The organism is Enterococcus sp. AZ128 (assembly GCF_051714485.1).
GTDB lineage: Bacteria > Bacillota > Bacilli > Lactobacillales > Enterococcaceae > Enterococcus_A.
Window position 1 is genome coordinate 1 of the sequence record NZ_JBIORZ010000003.1, and the last position, 21,973, is coordinate 21,973.

17 protein-coding genes are annotated in these 21,973 nt (G+C 39.4%); 4 read left to right on the forward strand and 13 right to left on the reverse strand.

Translation table 11 applies throughout. The features are described from left to right. The 4 genes from IGI38_RS18835 to IGI38_RS18850 form a co-directional block, all read right to left on the reverse strand. The coding region (locus IGI38_RS18835; RefSeq protein WP_438733408.1) for an Ig-like domain-containing protein at nt 1–1,968 on the reverse strand (1,968 nt) is incomplete at its 3' end. A 563-nt stretch (nt 1,969–2,531) separates the two neighbouring features. Then, complete coding sequence (locus IGI38_RS18840) at nt 2,532–4,220, reverse strand: MutS-related protein (protein WP_438733409.1); 1,689 nt, start codon at nt 4,218–4,220, stop codon at nt 2,532–2,534. A gap of 79 nt (nt 4,221–4,299) precedes the next feature. After that, nucleotides 4,300–5,241, reverse strand: coding sequence for an NAD(P)H-binding protein (locus IGI38_RS18845; protein ID WP_438733410.1), 942 nt, complete (start codon nt 5,239–5,241; stop codon nt 4,300–4,302). Between the two features lie 98 nt (nt 5,242–5,339). Beyond that, a complete protein-coding gene (locus IGI38_RS18850) occupies nt 5,340–6,218 on the reverse strand; it encodes a LysR family transcriptional regulator (RefSeq protein WP_438733411.1) in 879 nt (292 codons plus the stop codon). Between the two features lie 232 nt (nt 6,219–6,450). Between IGI38_RS18850 and IGI38_RS18855 the strand changes: the two genes are divergently transcribed. Further along, the gene (locus IGI38_RS18855) at nt 6,451–7,368 is read left to right on the forward strand and encodes an ABC transporter ATP-binding protein (protein ID WP_438733412.1); all 918 of its coding nucleotides are present in this window, start codon (nt 6,451–6,453) and stop codon (nt 7,366–7,368) included. Beyond that, nucleotides 7,361–8,131, forward strand: coding sequence for an ABC transporter permease (locus IGI38_RS18860; protein ID WP_438733413.1), 771 nt, complete (start codon nt 7,361–7,363; stop codon nt 8,129–8,131). Before IGI38_RS18855 ends, IGI38_RS18860 begins: the two co-directional genes overlap by 8 nt. Before the next feature lie 51 nt (nt 8,132–8,182). Here IGI38_RS18860 and IGI38_RS18865 read toward each other — a convergent pair whose 3' ends face one another. The 5 genes from IGI38_RS18865 to fdrA form a co-directional block, all read right to left on the reverse strand. Continuing rightward, nucleotides 8,183–9,016 carry a DUF2877 domain-containing protein gene (locus IGI38_RS18865; protein WP_438733414.1) on the reverse strand — a complete coding sequence of 278 codons (834 nt, stop codon included), beginning with the start codon at nt 9,014–9,016 and terminating at the stop codon, nt 8,183–8,185. A 71-nt stretch (nt 9,017–9,087) separates the two neighbouring features. Continuing rightward, entirely contained in the window at nt 9,088–10,311 is a 1,224-nt protein-coding gene (locus tag IGI38_RS18870; protein ID WP_438733415.1) for an amidohydrolase family protein, read from the reverse strand. Between the two features lie 95 nt (nt 10,312–10,406). Beyond that, complete coding sequence (locus IGI38_RS18875) at nt 10,407–11,732, reverse strand: citrate transporter (protein ID WP_438733895.1); 1,326 nt, start codon at nt 11,730–11,732, stop codon at nt 10,407–10,409. Between the two features lie 54 nt (nt 11,733–11,786). Continuing rightward, nucleotides 11,787–12,722 (reverse strand): carbamate kinase, encoded by a 936-nt coding sequence (gene arcC, locus IGI38_RS18880; protein ID WP_438733416.1) that lies wholly within the window; start codon nt 12,720–12,722, stop codon nt 11,787–11,789. A 15-nt stretch (nt 12,723–12,737) separates the two neighbouring features. Then, entirely contained in the window at nt 12,738–15,731 is a 2,994-nt protein-coding gene (fdrA, locus tag IGI38_RS18885) for an acyl-CoA synthetase FdrA (protein WP_438733417.1), read from the reverse strand. A gap of 121 nt (nt 15,732–15,852) precedes the next feature. Between fdrA and IGI38_RS18890 the strand changes: the two genes are divergently transcribed. Together IGI38_RS18890 and IGI38_RS18895 are read left to right on the forward strand one after the other, a co-directional pair. Continuing rightward, nucleotides 15,853–17,451, forward strand: coding sequence for a PucR family transcriptional regulator (locus tag IGI38_RS18890; RefSeq protein WP_438733418.1), 1,599 nt, complete (start codon nt 15,853–15,855; stop codon nt 17,449–17,451). Then, a complete protein-coding gene (locus IGI38_RS18895; RefSeq protein WP_438733419.1) occupies nt 17,417–18,211 on the forward strand; it encodes an alpha/beta hydrolase in 795 nt (264 codons plus the stop codon). The genes IGI38_RS18890 and IGI38_RS18895 overlap by 35 nt, the downstream gene beginning before the upstream one ends. Before the next feature lie 182 nt (nt 18,212–18,393). On the opposite strand, the gene dagF is transcribed toward IGI38_RS18895, so the two are convergent. From dagF to IGI38_RS18915, 4 genes are read right to left on the reverse strand one after another with little or no spacing between them, the layout of a single operon-like run. Then, nucleotides 18,394–19,143: a 2-dehydro-3-deoxy-phosphogluconate aldolase gene (gene dagF / locus IGI38_RS18900; protein WP_438733420.1), complete on the reverse strand. Its 750-nt coding sequence runs from the start codon at nt 19,141–19,143 to the stop codon at nt 18,394–18,396. A 12-nt stretch (nt 19,144–19,155) separates the two neighbouring features. Continuing rightward, nucleotides 19,156–20,247 (reverse strand): DgaE family pyridoxal phosphate-dependent ammonia lyase, encoded by a 1,092-nt coding sequence (locus IGI38_RS18905; RefSeq protein ID WP_438733421.1) that lies wholly within the window; start codon nt 20,245–20,247, stop codon nt 19,156–19,158. 21 nt (nt 20,248–20,268) lie between these two features. Further along, nucleotides 20,269–21,120 carry a PTS system mannose/fructose/sorbose family transporter subunit IID gene (locus tag IGI38_RS18910; RefSeq protein ID WP_438733422.1) on the reverse strand — a complete coding sequence of 284 codons (852 nt, stop codon included), beginning with the start codon at nt 21,118–21,120 and terminating at the stop codon, nt 20,269–20,271. Next, entirely contained in the window at nt 21,120–21,872 is a 753-nt protein-coding gene (locus IGI38_RS18915; RefSeq protein ID WP_438733423.1) for a PTS mannose/fructose/sorbose/N-acetylgalactosamine transporter subunit IIC, read from the reverse strand. The genes IGI38_RS18910 and IGI38_RS18915 overlap by 1 nt, the downstream gene beginning before the upstream one ends. Between the last annotated feature and the right edge of the window lie 101 nt (nt 21,873–21,973).

The following is a 21,973-nucleotide window of genomic DNA, read 5'->3' on the forward strand; positions in this document are numbered from 1 at the left end:
CTTATTTCCGCCTGTAATTGTGACATAAGTACTTGATCCGGCAGGTGTTTCTTTCTGTAATTCAAACTCGACATTTTTTAAGATTACTTGAGTATCCTTATCCATTTTCTTCAATCGAAAAGTCGTCGGCGGCACACGAGTCGCACCACCGCCCCAGTTGCTGACAGTGACTTTGCTGACATCACTTTCTTCACCCGCAGTATTGGTTTCCCAATACACAGTCGCTTTATTTTCGATAATGGAGCCTTCACCTAATGTTGTGGAGCAAGTGATCCTTGTTACAAGCGCAAACGGGTAGTTATCATTTGTCTGCCCGCTATCAACACTAAAATACTTTTCATACGCTTCTTTTGTTTTGTCTCCACGCGAAGCGGTCATTCTTCCATCCGCTACCGCATTGTTGATCAAATCCCAGATGCGTTCCTTGGCGCTTTTGGTCGCATCTCCAAATAACAGAAGTCCATTACTTTTGTCATCCGTTAGGTTAGGCAGATCTTTATAATTCATCACTAACAGATTGTCCGAAGTCACACCATAGCAAGGATAATTATAGCTTTCGATTCGCGCTTCAAATTCTGCAGCCGATTCAGAGTCGCTTTGTGTCAGTTTTTCTAACGGTGTACTGGAGTTTCTACCATCTTTACCCAACAGTTGCAATGATCCTAGATTGTCCGAAGTCATATTTCCATCTTCATCCGCCGCATAAACATTCATATACATCGTGTAGCCTTCCAACGTCAGAGAAGAATCCATCTGATCTTTTAGGATCACCTTTTTATATAAGCTGGGATTGTCATCTTCATAGGCTTTTTTGTAGTTATCCATCATAATCGGAATATTCCAATAAACGATATTACTATTGGGAGTAGCGCCACCATTTTTGGTAATTGGTTTTTGATTTCCGATCGGTTTTCCAGGTAAGCTTTCAGATGGTTTTGGTCCGATCTCGATTGGATAGCGTCCAGTTTCAGTATTCCCAGTTGATCCGCCGCTGCTTTCTTGTGTCGCCGTTCCATAGGCTGTCGCATAACAATCCTGCAATCCATTCCAATTCTTTTCCACTGCATCGTTAAAGGTGATTTTCAAATATTTCTTTCCAGCTATCGTCTCTAATGTCATATCCCCGATCTTATCGCCTTTACTTTCATAAAACGGAACGGAGTTGCTGACGCTAGAAAAATTAAAATATTCTTCTGGTAGTGCAATGTAAATAAAGTCCCCATCTTTTAGGTCCGCTGCTGATGGAACCGTAAAGGTATAATCAAAATAGACACCATCTCCAACTTTGATCGTTGGTGGAGAGGGATTTACCACACCATCTTGGACAATATATTTTTTTGGATCGCCACCGATATAAATATTATTCAACTTCATATCATTGATTTGGCTTGTTTTGTCAGATCCCGAAAAAGGTGTGGCACCGCCTAATGGGTTAATTTTCTGACTGCTTTCTGAGCTCTTCTTTTTAGTCGAGCTTTTCTTACTTGTCGCTTCATCTGCTGACTGCTCTTGGTTCAAGTTCAGCTGGAATTCATACTCATTAAAAAAATTCAAGGTTACTTGTGATAACGAACGGACTTGATCAGCTAATTTAAATTCAAAATTCACTCCTTCAATCGAAGCTTGCTGATCACTGTCATTAACGACCGTTAATTGATTATTTTTAATTGAAACAGTAACATCCTTCTTGCGATAAAGTTCTTTGTCGCTCGTCGTGATTTCTGCAGGAAGTCCAAGCGTACGCTGTTCATTTTCTGCAATTGTCAGATCAAACTTTGCAACAAGTGAAGCATCAGGTGCGATTTCTTGCGGAAGTACATTTCCATCATGATTTTCCAGCTGCAGATTTGTTATACCGCTGTTTTCTGCAGTTTGCAGATTCTCTGCGATCGTTTGAAGTGGAAAACTAGACAAAACCATCAGCAAGATCGACAGAATCGACCACCAATGTTTTTTGAATTTGCTCATAATACCCTCCTTTCACTTATGACTTTTTTCTTTCCCTTTATTAGCAATCCCCTCCACTCCATCTCCTATGTATTCATTCCGAAAAAACTAATAAAATAATTTTGAATATTCATTAATAGAAATACTCAATTATCCCTCTTTGAAAATAAATACAGAAAAATCATTTTAGAATCATTTTTATTATATTTCTACTATTTTTGTGTGACAATATTTTTGGAGCAAGATGCATCACGGGAGAACAAGAGGTTAATATTAAGTCATAAAATTTTTCTTTTTAGATTAATATTAAAAATAATTCCTTGCTTTATTTCACGCTCTTGTAAAAACATTTCTATTTGAATTAATTTTTAATTATTTTAATAACCAGAAATATTTATGTGTCGTTTTTGAAAATAACGAATTTATAAAGTGGAGAAATAAATTATTTAACTGCATATAAAAGGAGCTGATCCAAAAGTCTTTTAGACTTTCGGATCAGCTCCTATTCACGAATAAACGGCGACTCATAAGCAGCGTCTGCGGAAATAAGCCGAACACTTATTAGTCTGCCACTTTGACTAACATTACAGGTTCGGCCATTCCCCAGTCATTCTGTATTTCTCAGCATAGGCTTCGGCCTGAGACACGATTTCTTGATCATACTGACAATACGATAATAACTTAATCGCGTTACTGCCCGTCGTTACCCCTACACGCAGTGTGTAATCAAACAGAATGTCAGCATCCGTAATTACTTCACGAAAATGATAGTTTTCATAACGATCCCCTAAAATACGACTTAACTCGACATCATGAGTGGCCAAACAAATAAAGCAGTTTAAGCTGGAAAACTTTCGCAAAATGATCGAAGCTGCGGCTATCCGTTCCACCATATTGGTTCCTTTGAACATCTCATCCATAAATATCATCGCATATTCTGACGACTCCGCAATTTTCAATAAGCGCTTCAATGATTTTATTTCTGCCATGTAGAAGCTGTCGCCGCTTACAATGTCATCTTTAAGATTCATGGAACTATAGACCAGACATGGTTTGAAGGAAAAACGTTTGGCCAGACAGGTATTGAAAAGCTGACCGAGAATCGTATTGACCGCCAAGGTTCTTGCAAAGGTCGATTTTCCGCTAGCATTTGATCCTGTAATTAAAATTTTATTACCAATACTGTGAGAATTAGGTACCGGTTCTTTTAACAACGGATGAATGATTTCCTCGAACGCTACTTCGGCTTCATCACTAAAAGTTGGCTGACAATAGTGCGGCAAACTATTTCGGTAAGAAGCAATGGCGATACAAAGCTCAATGTATCCGATCGTTTCATATAATTCCAGCGCTTCTCTGCGGTATTTTTTAAACAGCTTAACCATGGCAAAATAGGCATAGCCATACAAGGAAAAATAGGAAGTGATGATCATCATCAGACTGTTAGAAGATCCCGATATTTGAATCATGTAATCTGCCAGAGCAGTAATATTCTTAAACACACCAAGATTTTTACGCATCTGTTCCGTTTCATTTCCAAAAGCTGGCAGATCTAAGTTCACCATTAATTTTGCCGCACGAACCATTCGAGTAAACATTCCCAACGCTTCGAAAGCATGATAGATTTTACGCAATACAACTGTGAATAGAATCAGTCCCAAACAGAAGCTTAAGCAGACAGCTAAAATACCATAATCAATGTCGATCACTAACCAAACCAAACTGCCAAGACTTATTATTGTCATCATAAGGATGAGCAACATTGAAATCTGAGGAAATTTTTTTGGATCTAACAACAGTTCAACTAGTTGATTATTCGTCTTCCGCCCAATCCGATAAAAAGCGAACTGCAACCGTTCACGTGCCTCAGGATTCTCATTCATACTCTGTACAGCTTCTTCAAAATGACTCAAATCTGGATTTTTCTGTCTCCTAAAGAAATAGTAACTGTACTCATCTCCAATGCTGGATTGCGTATTTTTCATCCGCTTAAAAATGTCATCCATTGTCAAATCAGCCCAAGTGATATCATCAATCATCTGCTCGCTGTTCTGCTTATGGTGATAATACTTTTTCATACTGGCATAATCACGTTCATCTAACTTCCACTCACAAGATTTCCCATACTCGTCTCTGATTTTAGCCTTAATTTTTTGGTTCTGACGATACAAAAAATAGAAATAAACCAGAAAGAATATCCCAACAATTCCTAAAATAATTCCATAAACGCCAACAACACCCAATGACTGATCCTCACATTCTTTTTGATTCATTTTACCATTATAAAAATGAGTTTTCTTGCCAAATAAAAAAGCACCTCACCGCTTTTGAGCATGTGAGGTACTTGTCTAGTTAACTATCCTTAGAATGCCGTTCACCAACTTGGAATTCAGCGGCATGCTCAAACATATAGCGGACGGAAATTGGTGTATCGCCAGTCAAGTTTACAAAATCATCCGTGTGCTCAGCCATTTTATTTTCACGAATAGCCTGCGCAAAGGTTACCATCCCTTCAGAAGAAAATGGGGCTTCGGAATCGTCTTTGAATGTTCCTTCTGTCGTCCGCGGAACGCCCATTGCATCAAAAACCGCATAGTTTTCCTCATCAGATATTTCCTTGTAAGTCACCTTGTTGCCGGTCACTTCATTGCCAATCGCGACAAATTCGCTGATCGTCATCAAGTCTTTTCCATTGATATTCAAAATTTGATGATGCAGCGTTTCATTGATCAACGCGTAAGCTACTGCCTTGGCACAATCTTTTCTTGAAATATAGGCCATCTTTCCTTCACCTTGACTATTCGTTAAAACACCATCGCCTTTTACATACGTGAAGTAATTAGTGACCATCGCTTCCGCATATTGAGAGTTCCGTAAGAAAATATAGTCAAGTCCGCTTTCTTCAATATATTTCTCTGTAAAAGCATGATCTATTTTTTCAATGCTAGGATTCTCAGGATCAGCCGCATTAACTAATGATGTATAAATAATTTTTTTCACTCCGGCTGCTTTGGCTGCATCCACCACATTTTTATGGGCCGTTTGGCGTTTTGCTCCTACGAAAGGCATCGAAATGAGCGCTAACGTTTCACCACCTGCAAATTTTTCAGCCAAGCCTGCCAAATGATTAAAATTCGTTTCTCGTGTTTCTACACCTCGTGAGGCAAATTCCTCTAAAGAAGTCGGATCATACCCGCAAAAAACTAAACGATCTTTTTCTGCTATCGTCAATAGATACTCAGCTGCTTGTCCGCCTAAATTGCCGTCTACACCTGTCAAAATCAATTTATTCATTGAATGAAACCTCCTCATCTTTGATAAGTTAAGCTTATGTGATTTTATGAACAAATACCAATACATCTATTTAATAGCCCATAAGAAAAACTTATTCGTTACTCCTTCAACAGCTCCAGCAATCGGTGAACGGCGGCATTCTGCTCTGTGGCTAAATAAGCGAGAACAATCTCAAATTGGTGATGTGAATCTTTGATTGGCAATGATTTCACTTCCATTTCATCATCAATCAATGGATAGTTTTCAGGAAAGAAACCGAGCAGATCACTATTTTGGATCAAGAAAATCTCCGTTTCGACATCATCTGTGACCTTCGCGATATTCGGTGCATACCCATCCTGCAACGCATTTTCCAACATCAAATAGTAAGATTTTCCAATTGTCTCTGGCGACAGCATAACGATTGGCTGACTATAGAGTTCCTCTAAGGAAAGCGATTCTTTTTTGAAAAAGGGATGACCTTTACCAACAACTGCACAATAGTCGCCATAATATAGCGGCAAGGTTCTTATCTGCTTTTCTTCAAAAAATTCTGAATCAAAACTAATTGCTGCGTCATACCGATGATTCACCAAATTCTCAGCCACCCCCTTCAACGGTACCTTTTCAATATCTAATAAGATCTTTTCTTGCTCGAGCTTCTTATCTTGGACAACCTGAGAAAATAGCTGAATATCCATAATGGATGTATACTCTATCCGGATTCGTCTTTTTTGTTCATTATAATCAGACATTTGCTGCGTCAAATGCTCGTATTGCTGCAAAAGTTGAAGTGATTCTTGGTAGAGGAGCTTACCAGCTTCGGTCGGCTTCACCGGAATCGTTGTACGATCAATTAACTGACAAGCGAAGTGGGTTTCTAAAAAACGAATCTGTTGGGTGATACTCGCTTGAGAGACAAAATTCTTTTTCCCTGCCTTCGTAAAACTGCCGGTCTGAACTAAATCTATGAAGTATTTCAATTTTTCTAAATACATGAGCTCTCCTCCGCTTCTTGCCTTTCATTTTAACAAATATACCGGTCACTCTCCAAAAAGTTCATCACTGATTTTTATCAAACAGATTCAGAATTTAATGAAGCTTTTCGGGTTTGTGATCACCCGAATGAATGATAGAATAAGGAATCAGACTAAACTAAGATAATATTAGCAAGCAATTATTTTCAGTTGAAACATGACTACTTTATTCAGAACAAGGAGAACTATATCAATGACCAATGCACTTGAAATAAAAGCGTTGAAAAAAGTCTATGCCACGGGTGTAGAAGCTTTAAAAGGAATCGATTTATCCGTAGAAGAAGGCGATTTTTATGCCTTGTTAGGACCAAATGGCGCCGGAAAATCAACGACGATCGGAATCATCACTTCCTTAGTCAATAAAACTTCTGGTAACGTCAAAGTTTTCGGTTATGACTTAGACAAAAACTTAGTGATGGCTAAACAACAAATCGGATTGGTTCCGCAAGAATTTAATTTCAATCCTTTTGAGACAGTCCAGCAAATCGTCGTGAACCAAGCCGGCTATTATGGTGTACCGCGGAAAGATGCTTTGATCCGCAGTGAAAAATATCTGAAGCAATCAGATCTGTGGGAGAAGCGCAATGTTCGTGCTCGAATGCTGTCTGGCGGGATGAAGCGCCGATTAATGATCGCCCGCGCGCTGATGCATGAACCTCGATTACTTATTTTGGATGAACCAACAGCCGGTGTGGATATTGAACTGCGTCGCGAAATGTGGACTTTTCTAAGAGAACTTAACGCGAATGGAACAACGATTATTTTGACAACTCACTACTTGGAAGAAGCTGAGATGCTTTGCCGCAATATCGGGATTATCCAATCTGGCGAATTGATCGAAAATACGAGTATGAAGTCGTTATTGTCAAAATTGCAGTTTGAAACGTTTATTTTTGATCTTGAACCTTATAATACAAAGCCTACCATCACTGGCTTCAAGCATTCTTTTGAAGATGATCAAACCTTAGAAGTAGAAGTCGTTCGCGATCAAGGAATCAACGAGCTATTTGAGCAGTTAACGAACCAAGGAATCAAAGTCCTTTCTATGCGAAATAAATCCAACCGCTTAGAAGAGCTATTCCTTAAAATCACGGAGGAAAATCATGTTTAATCTATATTTCACTGCCCTTAAAAGTCTAGCGGTCAAAGAAACCAATCGCTATCTGAGAATCTGGATACAAACTTTGGTACCGCCGGTCATCACTACTTCCTTATACTTTGTCATTTTTGGAAATCTGATTGGCGGACGGATTGGGGACATGGCTGGCTTCTCCTACATGGAATTCATTGTTCCAGGATTGATTATGATGTCAGCCATCACAAGTTCTTATGCGAATGTTTCTTCCTCATTCTTCTCGCAAAAATTCCAAAAAAATATCGAGGAGATTTTAGTCGCTCCAGTCCCAACCCATATCATTATCTGGGGGTTTGTGATTGGCGGTGTTGGTCGGAGTGTCTTAGTTGGAGCATTAGTTACCGTTATCTCACTATTTTTTGTTCCGCTTCACGTTTATTCTTGGGGCATTGTTGTCGTCACATTACTGATGACTGCCATTTTATTTTCATTGGCAGGTTTACTAAATGGTATTTTTGCTCAATCTTTTGATGATGTCTCGATCGTACCAACCTTTGTTTTACAGCCACTAACCTATCTTGGCGGTGTCTTCTATGCTATTTCAATGCTGCCGCCATTTTGGCAAGCTGTCTCAAAAATCAATCCGATTGTTTATATGATCTCTGGTTTCCGTTACGGCTTTCTTGGTGTGATGGATGTCTCAATCGGGATATCAATGTCCATCTTAGTATTATTCATCGTCGTCCTGTATAGTGTCTGCTGGTATCTGATCGATCGCGGACGCGGGTTAAGAAGTTAAAAAAAAGAGCCGATTCGGACAAGTTGTTGTCCAAATCGGCTCTTCTTTAATTTACTCAAAGTTTTTTTGGACAGCAATGAGACCTAAAAGGACTCCATAGCAACTATCACTGCCAGAAGTATGCCCTATTGCTAAAATCGCATCCACTAACTGATCTAATTCACTATAAGAGAGCTTTCCCTCTAATCCAATTTGCAACTCAATAAATGTCGAACTCGCATACCCAGAAAGCAGCGCTGATAGATAATTCCAGCTAACATCAGTTGTCAGACCGTTCACTTCTCGCAACTGAACCTCTAAGACTGAATAAATTTTATATTGATAGACTTTAAGTATAAAAAAATAACCCATTAATAGATCATCTCCGCTAGGGGTTAACCCTTTGCCACGGCCCACGAAATATTCTACTAACGCCAGCCACTTATCGTCACCCATATCAGGATTCTGCAAGAAATCAAAATACATTCGTTCTCTATTTCCAACAGGTAAACCTAGTCGCTTCTCTAATTGTTTCGTGTCCAAAATTTTTTTTAGAGTCAATAATGTCGACAGATTTGGTTCAATGGCTCCAATGTCCAATGGAACTATTTGGATATCAGAAAATGATAACCGCTTGATTCCCAACTGACTGTAAATCGTTAATGACTGTTGAGTCAGTTTTACAACATTTCCCAACTGACAAAATGGTAGGATTTCTTGAAAAGCAGTTTGTGACAGCTGTACGCCGAAACTAGACAAAAAATTCCCCGACGCAGTTAAATTTATCAGCTGTTCCTCGACGATCAGATTGAGTGACTGTTCAAAAACACTATGGATTTTTCCAATCTTTCCAAAATGATCCAACGTTGAAAGATAAGAACTAATTCTAGCTTGTTCTTTGTCCATATGCTTCTCTCCATTGTTCAATCTCTGTAACTAACCTTAAAAAGGCAGAATAAATCTGCCCTTATCAAAATCTATTTTAAAATACTTGCTTGATGGTTCACTTTTACCGTGATCCGACCATTTTTAATGACATACAGTCGTTCTGGTATATCAATGACAGCATCCGCCTTAACTTTGGTGTCTAATAAAACCAAGTCAGCCTTTTTGCCTACGCCGATACCATAATCAGTTAATCCCAATGCTTTTGCAGGATTTTCTGTAATCATTGGAAGAACCGTCGGCAAATCATCAGCTCCACCTAAATGACCTACTGGCACAGCCAGCATCGCAATTTGCATCAAATCGCCATTTCCATACGGTGTGAAGGCATTTCGAATATTATTAGTAGCTAAACAAATATTGACACCGCCATCTCTTAACTTACGAATCGGTGTAACCGCGCGCCGAATGTTATACTCGTCGTTGCGGGCACCTAAGTGCAAATCAGTTGCGGGCAACGGCATCACATTAATTTTTGCTTCGGCCATTTTTTTAATCACACGATCCAATTGCTCTTTTGGCATAGCATGCAATGCTGTCAAGTGCCCCACTGACACACGTCCTTGATAACCTTCCTCAATCGTTTTCTCACATAAATATTCGATTGAAGTATTGTCCGCTTCATCTGCAAAATCTTGATGCAAGTCAATATCTTTGTCATATTTCTTTGCGATTTCGAAAATCAAATCAATATGATCATTCACAGGCGCGTCATTGTAAGGTATACCGCCAACAACATCGGCACCCATTTCCATCGCTTCATACATCATTTTATCAGTACCAGGTGCTTTAAAAATTCCTTCTTGCGGAAATGCAACCACCTGCATATCAATCAAATCTTTGTATTCTTCTTTTAATTTCATGATCATCTTGAAGCCAGTGAAACCTTGTGCCGGATCAAATTCAGAATGGGTTCTTACAGTCGTCGCTCCACGACGGATAATCATTTCCAAAGCTCGCTTCGCACGAGTATAGACATCTTCTTCTGTGAAAGTTGGTTTAAGCTTTGCAGTTACTTGAATAGCTTCCTTCAATGTTCCTGACTTGTTTGGTTCACGATCGGCAATCAGCGCTTTATCTAAATGAATATGACTTTCTATCAATCCAGGAATCAATACTCGTCCATTCGCTTCAATCACTTCTTTAGCGGAATCTTTGATTTCAGGTGCAATCGCTACAATTTTTCCTTGATCGATTGCGATATCCTGTAAGGCATCACCATCATTTAATCTTGCTTGTTTGATCAATAAATCCATTCTTTCCACTCCTTATTCAACTTAATGTATTCATTTCTATACTATATAACATCCATTTTGACGATTCGTTTATTCAGACTTTAACAGATTTTTACTTAACCAAAGAATAAGCCGATTGCTAAAAGTAAAACAGATGCTAAACTCAACCATTTTACGTTTCCTTTTACTACATCCAAAATTGGAATTTGGAAACCTGATGACAATGCCTGCATTGTAATATTTACGAAGCTCATTTGACTTCCTAAGCCAACACCCATCGTAACAAAACCTAAAGCTAATGGCGGGAATCCTAGTGAAACAGCTACCGGCAAGACTAATGTTAGGACTGAACCGACATACGCTCCCGCGGGAACGCCAATCAACACGCCGGTTAAAATGGCTACAGGAACAACAACAAATTCAGGCGCATTTTGGGCAACTCCTGCAATAACCGCGAAAGTTCCAGTTTGAGCGATTACATTAATGAAGGCTAAGAAAATCCCAACTTGGAATAAGCGCGTTAAGATATACGTTGAGCCATCTACCATTGCTTCGACGGATTGATTCATCGTAAAGTCGGTACATATGAAGACCAGCGCCAAAGTTAGGATCATATAGACCAAAGGTGTAAAAAAGGCAAAGCCGATGAGATCATTAACAATTGGTCCAAAGATTACTGCAAATAGTAAAAATATTGCTGGTAACGTCAGCTTGAATAATTCCCCATTTGTTTTCTTATCAAACTCATCATCTGTAGTCTCTTTGAAACCAATTTTCCGGCGTTTTGTCCCCCAGAATGCCAGAACAATAGCCAAAACAACAAAGATCAACCAATAAGGACGCATAATTGAAACATAATTTCCAACACTTACATCTCCAAGTTTAGAAACAATACTTGATTCTAATGAAGCCGGAGAAGTCGTAAAAGATACTGCTGCGGAAAGTGACATAGCTGCAATTAACTCTGGTACTACCCCAACTGCTGCAAAAGCTAACGGTGCAATGACCATGGCACTCCCGCCGCCGATTCCTGACATATAAGTAGCAGCCGCTAATAAGATAACAATAAAGGCTGATACATACTCAACCTTCCCTTTTGTTCCCCGTTTTGCCAAAGTTAGAGCAGCTGAATAACTGCCGGCTTTAAAAACCGCCATAGCAACCGCAGAATTAATGATCGGAACTGTAATGCTCAACATAGATGGAATTGTTTCCAACAACTGTGCATTCGCATCCATCAGGCTGACACCGCCAATCAGCATCGCTAAAACCCCCGCGACTAATCCGGCGATAATCATATCTACTTTCAAGAATAATAGAACAAGCACTAAAATCAATGGAACAATTACTAACAGTGCTTGAAAACCGGTCGGCGCAGTAACTTTATCTAGCGCCTCTGCGGCATATGCGTTGATTCCTGATGTTGCACCTACCAGCAACATCAGGAAAAAAAACGTAATTTTTCGCTTCATCATTAAACCCCTCACTCATTTTTATTAGCAAACAATTCTTGTACCAAAGCCTTCTACGATATTACTTAAGTTTTCAATTGAGGTAATCACAGCCTCACGTTTTCGACTTTCTTGAACAAAATCAATAGCAGATTCAACTTTTGGCAGCATGCTTCCAGGAGGAAATTGATCCTCCTGAATATATTGCTTCGCTTCACTGATCGTTAACTTTTCTAATTTCTTTTGGTTTGGTTGATTGTAGTTAATGTAAATATTATCGACTCCGGTTAAAATAATTAGACGATCTGCATCAATTTCTTTGGCTAAGTGATTCGCAGATAAATCCTTATCAATCACCGCTTCAACACCTTCAAATTCTCCTAGTGCATTTTTCGCAACAGGAATCCCGCCGCCACCAACACAAATAGTAATAATACCTGCATCCACTAGTGAAAGAATCGCCTCTTTTTCAATGATTCGTTTAGGTTTCGGAGAAGCAATCACTTTCCGATATCCTCGGCCAGAATCTTCTTGATAAAGTCCATCACCATTAGCCATTTGTCTCTCAGCTTCTTCGCTGGTATAGAAGGGACCGATTGGTTTAGTCGGTGTCTTAAATGACGGATCGTTTGTATCAACCTCTACTTGTGTGATTACACTAACCACACTTTTATGCATATTTCGTTTTTGTAGTTCATTCTGAATCGCCTGTTGAATCCAGTAGCCAATGCTGCCTTCGGTCATTGCCACATTTGAATCCAGCTTCATCATTGGAGTTTTTTCGGAATCTCCCGCTTTTTGCTGGATCAGCAAATTACCGACCTGAGGACCATTTCCATGGCAAATGACCACTTGCTCTCCTAATTCAATAAACTCAATAATATCTGACGCAACTTTTCGTACGACCTCCTTTTGTCCTTCGTCAGTTGGAATTTTATCTAAAATGGCGTTTCCGCCTAAAGCAATCACATTTAATCCCATTAATTTGATCCTTTCTTAGTTGGTCTCAATACCTAATGATTGGGCATAAGCTTCTAACGCTTTTTCAAAACAGGTTAAGGGTGCTCTCACAGTCCCTGCTCCGATTTGGCCAATACCTGCTTCTTTATGTGCAATTCCGGTGTTAATCAATGGTGTAATACCCGTCTCTACAACTTTTCGAATATCGATTCCTAGACAAGTTCCTCGGAAATCCCACGTCGGAATCGTCCAAGTTGGATTTTGACCTGCACTGATTTCTGCCATTTCATTCGAAATAGCTAAAGCATCTTGGAATCCCCCTGCGCCAACAAAACGGGTCACTCCAGGGGCGGCCACCATTGCCATTCCGCCAACACCGATCGTTTCGGTAATTGCACTATCGCCCATATCTGGATTGCCATTTTCCTCTGAGAACCCAGTAAAATATAAACCTTTAGGGACATTAACTGGTGCGGTATACCACTCATCCGCTGTCTCTGCGATACGAACACCAAAATCTACGCCATTTCTAGTTAATGTAGTAACGATGGTTCCTTTAGCGTCTTTTCTAGCACAGTCAACAATTGATTTTCCAGCAGCCATCATGATATTCAAGAAAAATTGATCTGTATCCGCTAAAAACTTCATAACGTCCTGTTTATCTTGTTCAGCCATTGATAGAGGGACTATCAGCGGGGCAATTTCTCTTAGGAAGTTCAATGACGCCGCGAAATTACGTTGATGGAATTCATCTCCCATCGTAATCGAACGTGCAATCAATACGCTCAAATTAAGACCATTTTTACTTTGCTTCAAAGCACCTGATAGAGTCGGGCCTAAAATATCTCTCATCCAATTCAATCGATCAATTACCTCTTGCGAGAAAGCGCCAAAGCGTAAGACTTTTCCAATCCCTTCATTCATTGTGCAGTATCCTTTTGAGCCATCTAAACGATTTTCAACTACAAAAACCGGCATATTAGCAGAAGTTATTCCTCCCATTGGACCAACTGCATGGACGTGGTGACAAGGAATAAAACGGATTTGATTGGATTCGATCAATGCGACAACTTCTTTTTCATTGGCCGCCCAGCCTTCAAAGATCGCCGCACCGACTACTGACCCTTTCATTGGCCCCGTCATTTCTGTCCAAGTAATTGGTGGACCTGCGTGTAGCAAAGTCTTCGTTGATTCATTTAACTCTGGAATCACTATTTTTGCTGGCACAACATCTGTTAGAAACGGTTGAGCATTTTTGATTTTGTTCATTACCTTTTGATTCTCTGCATCGATCTGTTCTGCGTGTTCTTCCAATGCGTTTAGAATCTTGATCATTTTTTTGTTTCCACTAGCTCTCGGTTTCCAATTAAATTGAGTAGATTTTCCATCAAACGCTTGGACTGATTGATTGAAGCTTTGTAATCCGACATTGATAATTCGCGGTTTAGAATTTAATAATTCCATCACTTTAGAACTTGCTTCAGGTACTTCAATTGTTGTTCCTTGATACGGCACAACAACCTTATCTTCTTCGGTCAACGCTATTCCTTTTAAACTTAGTGCCAATTGAACCGCTTTTGCGTTACTCTCAGCAACTAATATTTGATTTTCTTGTAACCGTTGAACCGCCTTCTGATAATTTTGCGGATCTTTGTCTGTTCCAACCACTGTTGCAACGAATTGCAAATCAGATCTAGACGCTTGGACTTTTTTTATCGTTGGCAGCAAAGCTCCCACCATATCTTCATGAGCGCCATAGCCTAATACAATATCTAACAAAATTGCACCTGTTGATTCATCGGCGGCATATTCTTGAATTTTTTTAATTCGAACTTCTGGATCAATCATTGGATGAGGCTTCCCTTGAGTATAGATATCATCACCCAAATCAATCACATCATAGCCGTGTGATTTTAAAACATAACCTTCCTTTTTCACCAATCCTTCTAAGCCTAAAGCCTCTGAGATCAACATTCCTGCTTCTGCAGCTAAAGTACCACCTGAATAAAGACCTTTGATGACCTTGTCTTCGGCAAGAATCGCAGTTGATTTAGCCACCGCTTCAAAATAATTTTTTTTAACAGCAGTTTCATTCGCTAAATCTACCGCAATCTTGGCGGTTTCTTCTAGTGCATGCGCCAGATATACTTTGCCTTCATGGGCTGCTGGTTTTTCCCCTAAGAAAATAGCTACTACTGGCTTAGTGATGCTTTGTAAAAGTTGAACAACCTCATCACGAACCTCTTTTGCTGGCGGTTTTGAAATCACACAGATCACATCTGTTGGTTCATGATTTTCTAAAGCCACAATGGCATCTTTCATCGTAGTTGCCCCAACTTTATCGCTTAAATCACGACCGCCTGTTCCGATGGCATGAACCACACCATTTCCCAAACGATCGATAATCGTTGTTACTTCCTGAATTCCAGTTCCAGAGGCACCAACAACACCAATATTTCCAGGTGCCACAACATTAGTAAAAGCAATCGGGATACTAGAAATAATTCCCGTCCCACAATCAGGGCCCATCATCAACAAACCTTTTTCATGAGCCATTTGTTTTAATCGCACTTCATCTTCTATCGGAATATTGTCAGTAAAAGAGAAAACATGCAGACCTTTTTTTAAAGCGGTTTCCATTTCTGCCGCACCATATTCTCCAGGAATACTAAAAAGCGCCATATTCGCTTCTGGTAAATTATCCAACGCTTCTTGCCATGAAGTTGCAGCTTTTGCTTTTTCTTCGGAGCCTGTTGACGATAGATCCTCTAAAAATTGTTCAATTTCAGGTAAAACTTGAGCCATAATATCTGATTGCTCACTGTCGACGACAATCATTAAATCGTTTGGTGAAGCCGCTTTCGCTTCATCCGTTAGAAGTTTTGTATTATCTAAGATATCCTTATTAGCATTTGTCCCCATCATAATTTGACTCATTGTAACAGCCTGCAGATCATTGATCCGATTTGTCAGTAGCATCAAATTAATAGAGTCTTGATAATTGTTTTTTAAAATAACAGTTTGCAACATTTAGTTACGCCTTCCTTTCCTCTACACAAACATTTTAGAACTAAAAGATGGCGTTTTCATCGGATGATATTCTAAAAAAGTGGTATAATTTTTATCCGAATAGGGAAAAAAGGAGAATTTGATGAAATTAAAAGAGTTGTTATCGCTAAGTCAATTAGAAACAAGTAAAATCCTAACGAAAGAAATTGGATTAGAGAATGAAGTAGAGTCAGCGATGGTATTAGAGGCTCTCGACATTGAACACTGGAGTAAAAGAAATCAATTAATTTTGACCTCCTTCTATGCCTTTGATGGACTTACAGAAGCTGATCTAGAAGAGTTCTTCCATAAAATGCAGCAAATTGGTGTGAGTGGATTAGTCATTAAAATGGAACGCTTGATTAAAATCATCCCCGATTGGGTAATCGAACTATCCTTCAAATATCAAATTCCTTTGATTAAAATCGCGCAGGATGTTAGCTATGAAAAAATTTTGCTCGCCATTTACGAACCATTATTGAATCATCAGACTCATATTTTGCGTGCCTATTATGATGTTCGTCAACGTTTTACCAGACTGGAGCGCCAACATCCTTCGTTGAAAGAAATTATGAAGGAATTTTACCATTTGATTGGATCGCCCTGCAGCTTGAAGATGATCGATCATCAGGTAGAAATAGCTTTTGGTGAAACACCTAAGGACAATGTTGTCCTTGATCGAAAAAGTTTATCTAGTGGGGAATTTACTAAAAACGACTATACCTTGCTGACGCTTTTTTCACAGCAAAATGGTCCAAGCCAGTCTGCTTTGGAAGTGAATCTATTTAACCCCTATTCTAGTCGCTGTCTATTGTTGGTTTATTTGAATCAAACGGAGATTAAAGAAACTGATTTGGTTATTATTGAAAATACGATCGACGTTTTGCAGGAGAGATTGAATACTGAATACTTATTAAAGAAAGAACGCTACGAGCGATTAAACAATTTAGCCGATGCTATTTTACAAAACACGCCGAAGAATCTTGATGAACTGGAAAGTCTCTTGCAAGAAGCTCACATGAATCAGCATGCGTATTACCAAGCGGTAGCCTTTTCAACAAAAACACCCGCGTCAAAACTGCTGAAAGACAGAGCAATCAATCTTCTGAAGAGCTTGAAGACTGATTCAATCTTTTTTGATCATCATAACTATTCACTGATTCTTTTTAATTTTAGTCAAAACAAGAGTATTTCAAAATTACAGATGAAGCATCTGTTAACCGAAGTATTAGAATCAAACCCAACGATGACTTTTGTTGTCAGCAGTTTAAAACAACGTGATGATTTAAAGGAGATTTTGATGGAGTGTTTGGATATTTTAAGATTCAGTGAGGAATTCTATCAAGATAATGTGGTGGAATTAGCAGATATTGGTATTTTTCGACACTTTATTCGCAGTGAACAGCTTCAAGCAATCAATGAACTTGTTCCCGCAAAATTACTGAATCTGGCTCAAACTAATTTTGAACTTTTCGAAACCTTCTACCAATTCTTACGAAACAATCGAAACTATAAACAAACATCAGAGGCGATGTTTCTACATTCAAAGACCATTCGCTACCGTTTAAATAAAGTCGAAAAAATCCTAGCAATCGATCTTGCCGATCCTTTGCAAGTAATGAATCATGAAATTGGTACTTATATCATAAAAATGAGGAGAACCGCTCTTGAAAAAAACAATGACATTAACAAACCAAGCTAATTATGATCTCTATGAAACAACCCAAAACGATAAATTTGTTCTCTATCTCCATGGCGGAGGTTTAGTCTATGGGTCAAAAAATGATCTTCCTCGTGATCTGAGAGATCGCTTCTTACAGAGAGGTTATTCTGTACTAGCTTTGGATTACCGCTTAGCGCCTAACAGTTCTTTGGTTGAAATTCTAGATGACTTAGAGACAAGTGTTGCGTTTCTGTGTAACACTATCATTAAGGGCGCGTCCTTCGGTATCTGTGGGCGATCAGCCGGCGCTTTTCTAATGTTGCAATTGACCCAACGGCTCAAAGAAAAAAATCAAGCACCCGATTTCTTAGTCAATTTCTACGGGTACACTGACTTAACGTTTATCAATGAAGAGCGAACATTACTGCCACAGAAAATTTCTTCAAAACAAATTGAAGGAACTGAGTTGAAAAAGCCTATCTGGGATGATCCTCTCATGTCGCGTTACTTACTTTACCATTATGCTGTACAACAAAATTTACTTCCTTCATTTTACGGTGTCGATTCTCCTGATGAATTCGCCTTATCAAAAGAAATTTTGCACTCTTTTCCAAAAACATTTAGCAGCGCCAGCTCTTCTGATGAAGAAATCCCCTTTCGTTATAGCAAAATGATTGGACGTAGTATCCCAGACAGCCTTTTTGTTCCGGTCTATTATTTACCTCATGATTTTTTGAAGGAGAGTAACAAATCAGAAGTTCAAGTTGTTTTAGATAAATTGGCAGATTGGCTGCCTTAACTAAGAGATCGTGACAGAAGCAGTCAACTTCAAGAAATTTCGGCTTATTTCTGAATGCTAGTTCTGCTTAGTGAAACTTAGCAGTAACTGTATGGGTAGCTTGCGAAGAAGAAGCTACTTCTGGCACACCGTTTGTTCGGAAAAAGGAACTGTGACAAGACTTTTGTCACAGTTCCTTTTTTTTAAGAATGAACATTCAATATCTTTTTCATTATCTCCAATAACGTTTTAACATCTTCTGGTTTCGTATCTCCTGTCTCAGAATCAATGATCGAGCTATAGATATGAGGAATGATTTTTTTCACTCCAGCATCAACAGCGATTTGAACGATTTCTTCCACATTCGACAAATCAATTCCACCTGTAGGCTCTAAATAAAAATCATATTTAGCACAAGCCTCAGCAACAGCTCGGTATTCTTCTTTATGTGCCAGTCCCTTCATAGGAAAATACTTCACTGAGCTACCGCCCATATCCTTTAACAATTTAATTGCCGTTTCAATCGGTACAACTGCTTCTGGCGCTCTTGAACTCAGTGGTCCCGTCGCAATATTGACATACCCAACTTTTCCAGTCGGTGAAACTAAACCATTCACAATCGTGTCAGCTTGCCCTAAAAGTGCTCGCGAAGTCCCCACTCCGGTAAACACTTGATTCACATGTTGCGGTTGTAAAATAGCTGAAATACGAGAAACCATTTGACTTTGATTTGGGTCTCCAGCACCTAATCCAACAGATAATGCATTATTAGTTGCTGCCTGATACAATTTCATGTCTTCGACTGCCAGCTCATCACTAGTGTAGTTTTTTGATAATACGCCTAATACTACATGTCCTTCAGCGGCCTCGTAGCATTCCTTGGCATTTTCGACCGAATGAGCTAAAACATTCAAACAAATACGCTCTTCTAAATAGTTTGGTGTTAATGACATACCGTCTCTCCTTTATCTCATGATTTCCTGCAAACGTTGAACAATTTTTTCTAGCTCTTGTTCATTAACAGAACGAACGTCAAATTCAACGATTCCATTATTCGCTTGGTATTCACGTGTGTAGATTGCTGGGTTTTCTTCTTTCAACTCATTGATTACAGCTAAAGCTGATTTTTTTCCAGTTACTTTCACACTCGCGCGATAAATATCCCGTCCGGCACCATCCTGTACAACTTTCGATTCTAAATTAGTAATTTGATTGACTGCTGAAACAAACGGAACCAATCGTTGTTTCAACTCCTCACCAGATTCAGTTCCATCAGATAAATAATCGGCGACTGCTTGTGTAAATCCTAAGATGTTATCCTTGCCGATTTTCATTGCTCGACCGATCCCTTTGCCTTGCAGCCTCGTCCATTCCACATATTGACTTTTGCCAATGACTAACCCTGCACTAGGTCCTTCGATCGCCTTTGCTCCAGAGTAAATAACAAGATCCGCACCTGACTGTGTATATTTAAAAAGGTCCTCTTCAGCAGCGGCATCAACAATCAATGGAAGCTCATGTTTCTCTGCCATTTTAGCCGCTTCTGCAACACTCAACATACTTTTTTGAACAGTATGATGGCTTTTTATATACAAAATCGCAGCCGTTTCTGGTGTTATCATCCTCTCAAGATGCTCTATCGAACACATATTGGCATAGCCTGCCTCGACAACTTTTCCACCGCCTTGTTGAATCATCACTTCCACCGGCGTGCCATAATCAACATTGTGGCCTTTAGGAATAATGATCTCTCTCTTCGTTATCTTAGACGTATACGGATGATAGACGTGATACAAATCCCCTCTTCCAATCATCGCCGCAACAGACTGAGCGATCCCAGCCGAAGCCGAAGAAACGATCTGAGCATCCTCTGTTTGCAGCAGTTCTGCAAGATATTTTCCCGTTTGAATCATTAAATCACTCATCTCAAAAAAATGTTCACCGCCAAAACGTTGAGCCTCTAAAACATTTTTTGATACCTTTGAGACGCCTAAAATCGTCATTCGTCCAGAAGCGTTGATTACTTCTTTTAAACCAAATTTTTCATAACTGATCATTTTTACACCCTCGATAACTTTTTATAATAATCCGAAGAATGAAGCGACAATACTGATGATAACGATCGTTCCGATAATAATGCCGTACCTAGGTCCTTTTTTGACCATAAAGAAATAAATGGCAAACACTGCTGTCAATGGTAATAATCCTTTAACGATCTGATCAAAAATATCTTGTAAAATGATCGTTGCCCCGCCAGGTACTTTAAATTTCATTGGACTGACAATGTTTACATAGCTGGCACTTAAAGCACCCATCATCATCATTCCTAAAACATTTGCCGCATAAATCACCTGCTTGATCTTCCCATCCTTCAATAAGCTTAAAATCGAATTACGTCCTAAACTATACGATTTATTGATCAATAACCAGCTGATATACATCGTAACTGCTGTATAGATAACAATCGGGCCAATCCCGCCAATCGCATTTCCGCTTGAAGCCATTGGAATAAAAATCGAGATGATCAAAGGCATAACCGCCGCCCAAATAATCGAGTCCCCAATTCCAGCCAAAGGTCCCATCAAACCAGTCTTAATTGAAGTGATTGCTGTATCCGTAATCGCTGCCCCGTTAGATTTTTCCTCTTCCATCGCAATAACGATTCCTTGAATAGAGGAGCCGATTGTTCCTTCTGTATTAAAGAAATTTAAGTGACGTTTCAATGCTTCTCTTTGCGCATCTTCATCGTCCGCATACAATTTTTTGACAGCTGGGATCATTGAAGCACAAAAGACCAAACTCTGCAGCCGCTCATACGAATTAGATAACTCACAACCTAACTGGTAGATCCAAAATGATCGAGACAATTCCTTTTTAGTAATTTTCTTTTGTTCTAATTGTTGTTCATTTTTCTCTGTCATTTGTTCCATTATGCTGCCGCCTCCTCTTCTAATGCTTTGTTCCTCACTAAGAATGCAATACAGACACCAATAATCGCGACAGCCATCACTTCTGCGCCGAAGTATACAACTGCGACAAATCCGATCAAGAAATAAGGAATCAAATGTTTCTTCCCGATAACCATAATCGTTAATGCAAATCCAAGCGCTGGTAAAATGCCGCCCATCACTTCAAATCCGTGCATCAACCATTCTGGAATCACATCTAAAACCTGATTGACGATCGACTGGCCAAAGAAATTTGCAGCAAATACAAGAGGAAAACGAATAACAAAACCAGCAAGTGCAGGATACAAAAAAGCAGCTCGATAAATGCCAGAATAATTTAAATCCTCTGCATATTTGTCCGCCATATGAACCCATGTCGCATTGACCGTCCGTCGAAGCTGATCCATAAATACGCCTAACACACCAAAAGGAACCGCTAAAGCAATCGCTGCTTCCGCATTCATGCCGACTCCCAAAGCAATCGGAATCGCAATCGCAGAAGCTAAAGCCGGATCACTGGGAACATTTCCGCCTGGTGTAGATGTTACACCCAAATAGACCAGCTGAATCCCCGCTCCAATCACCATCGCTTCTGATAATTTACCTGTCGCAATCCCCGCAATCAAAGCCGCAGAAAGAGGTTGAGACAGCATTCCTGAAAAGGTATAGCCGAAACGCAGCCGAGCAAACCAATAGTATAACCCCATCACAATTGAAATACCTAGAACACCCATAATTTGAACACTCCTTTTTCTTATTCATGTATTTATTTTTCCTTCAGAAAAATAAGTTCGATTTTCAAGCCGTATACGATTCAACTTGCTGTTCTTTGATG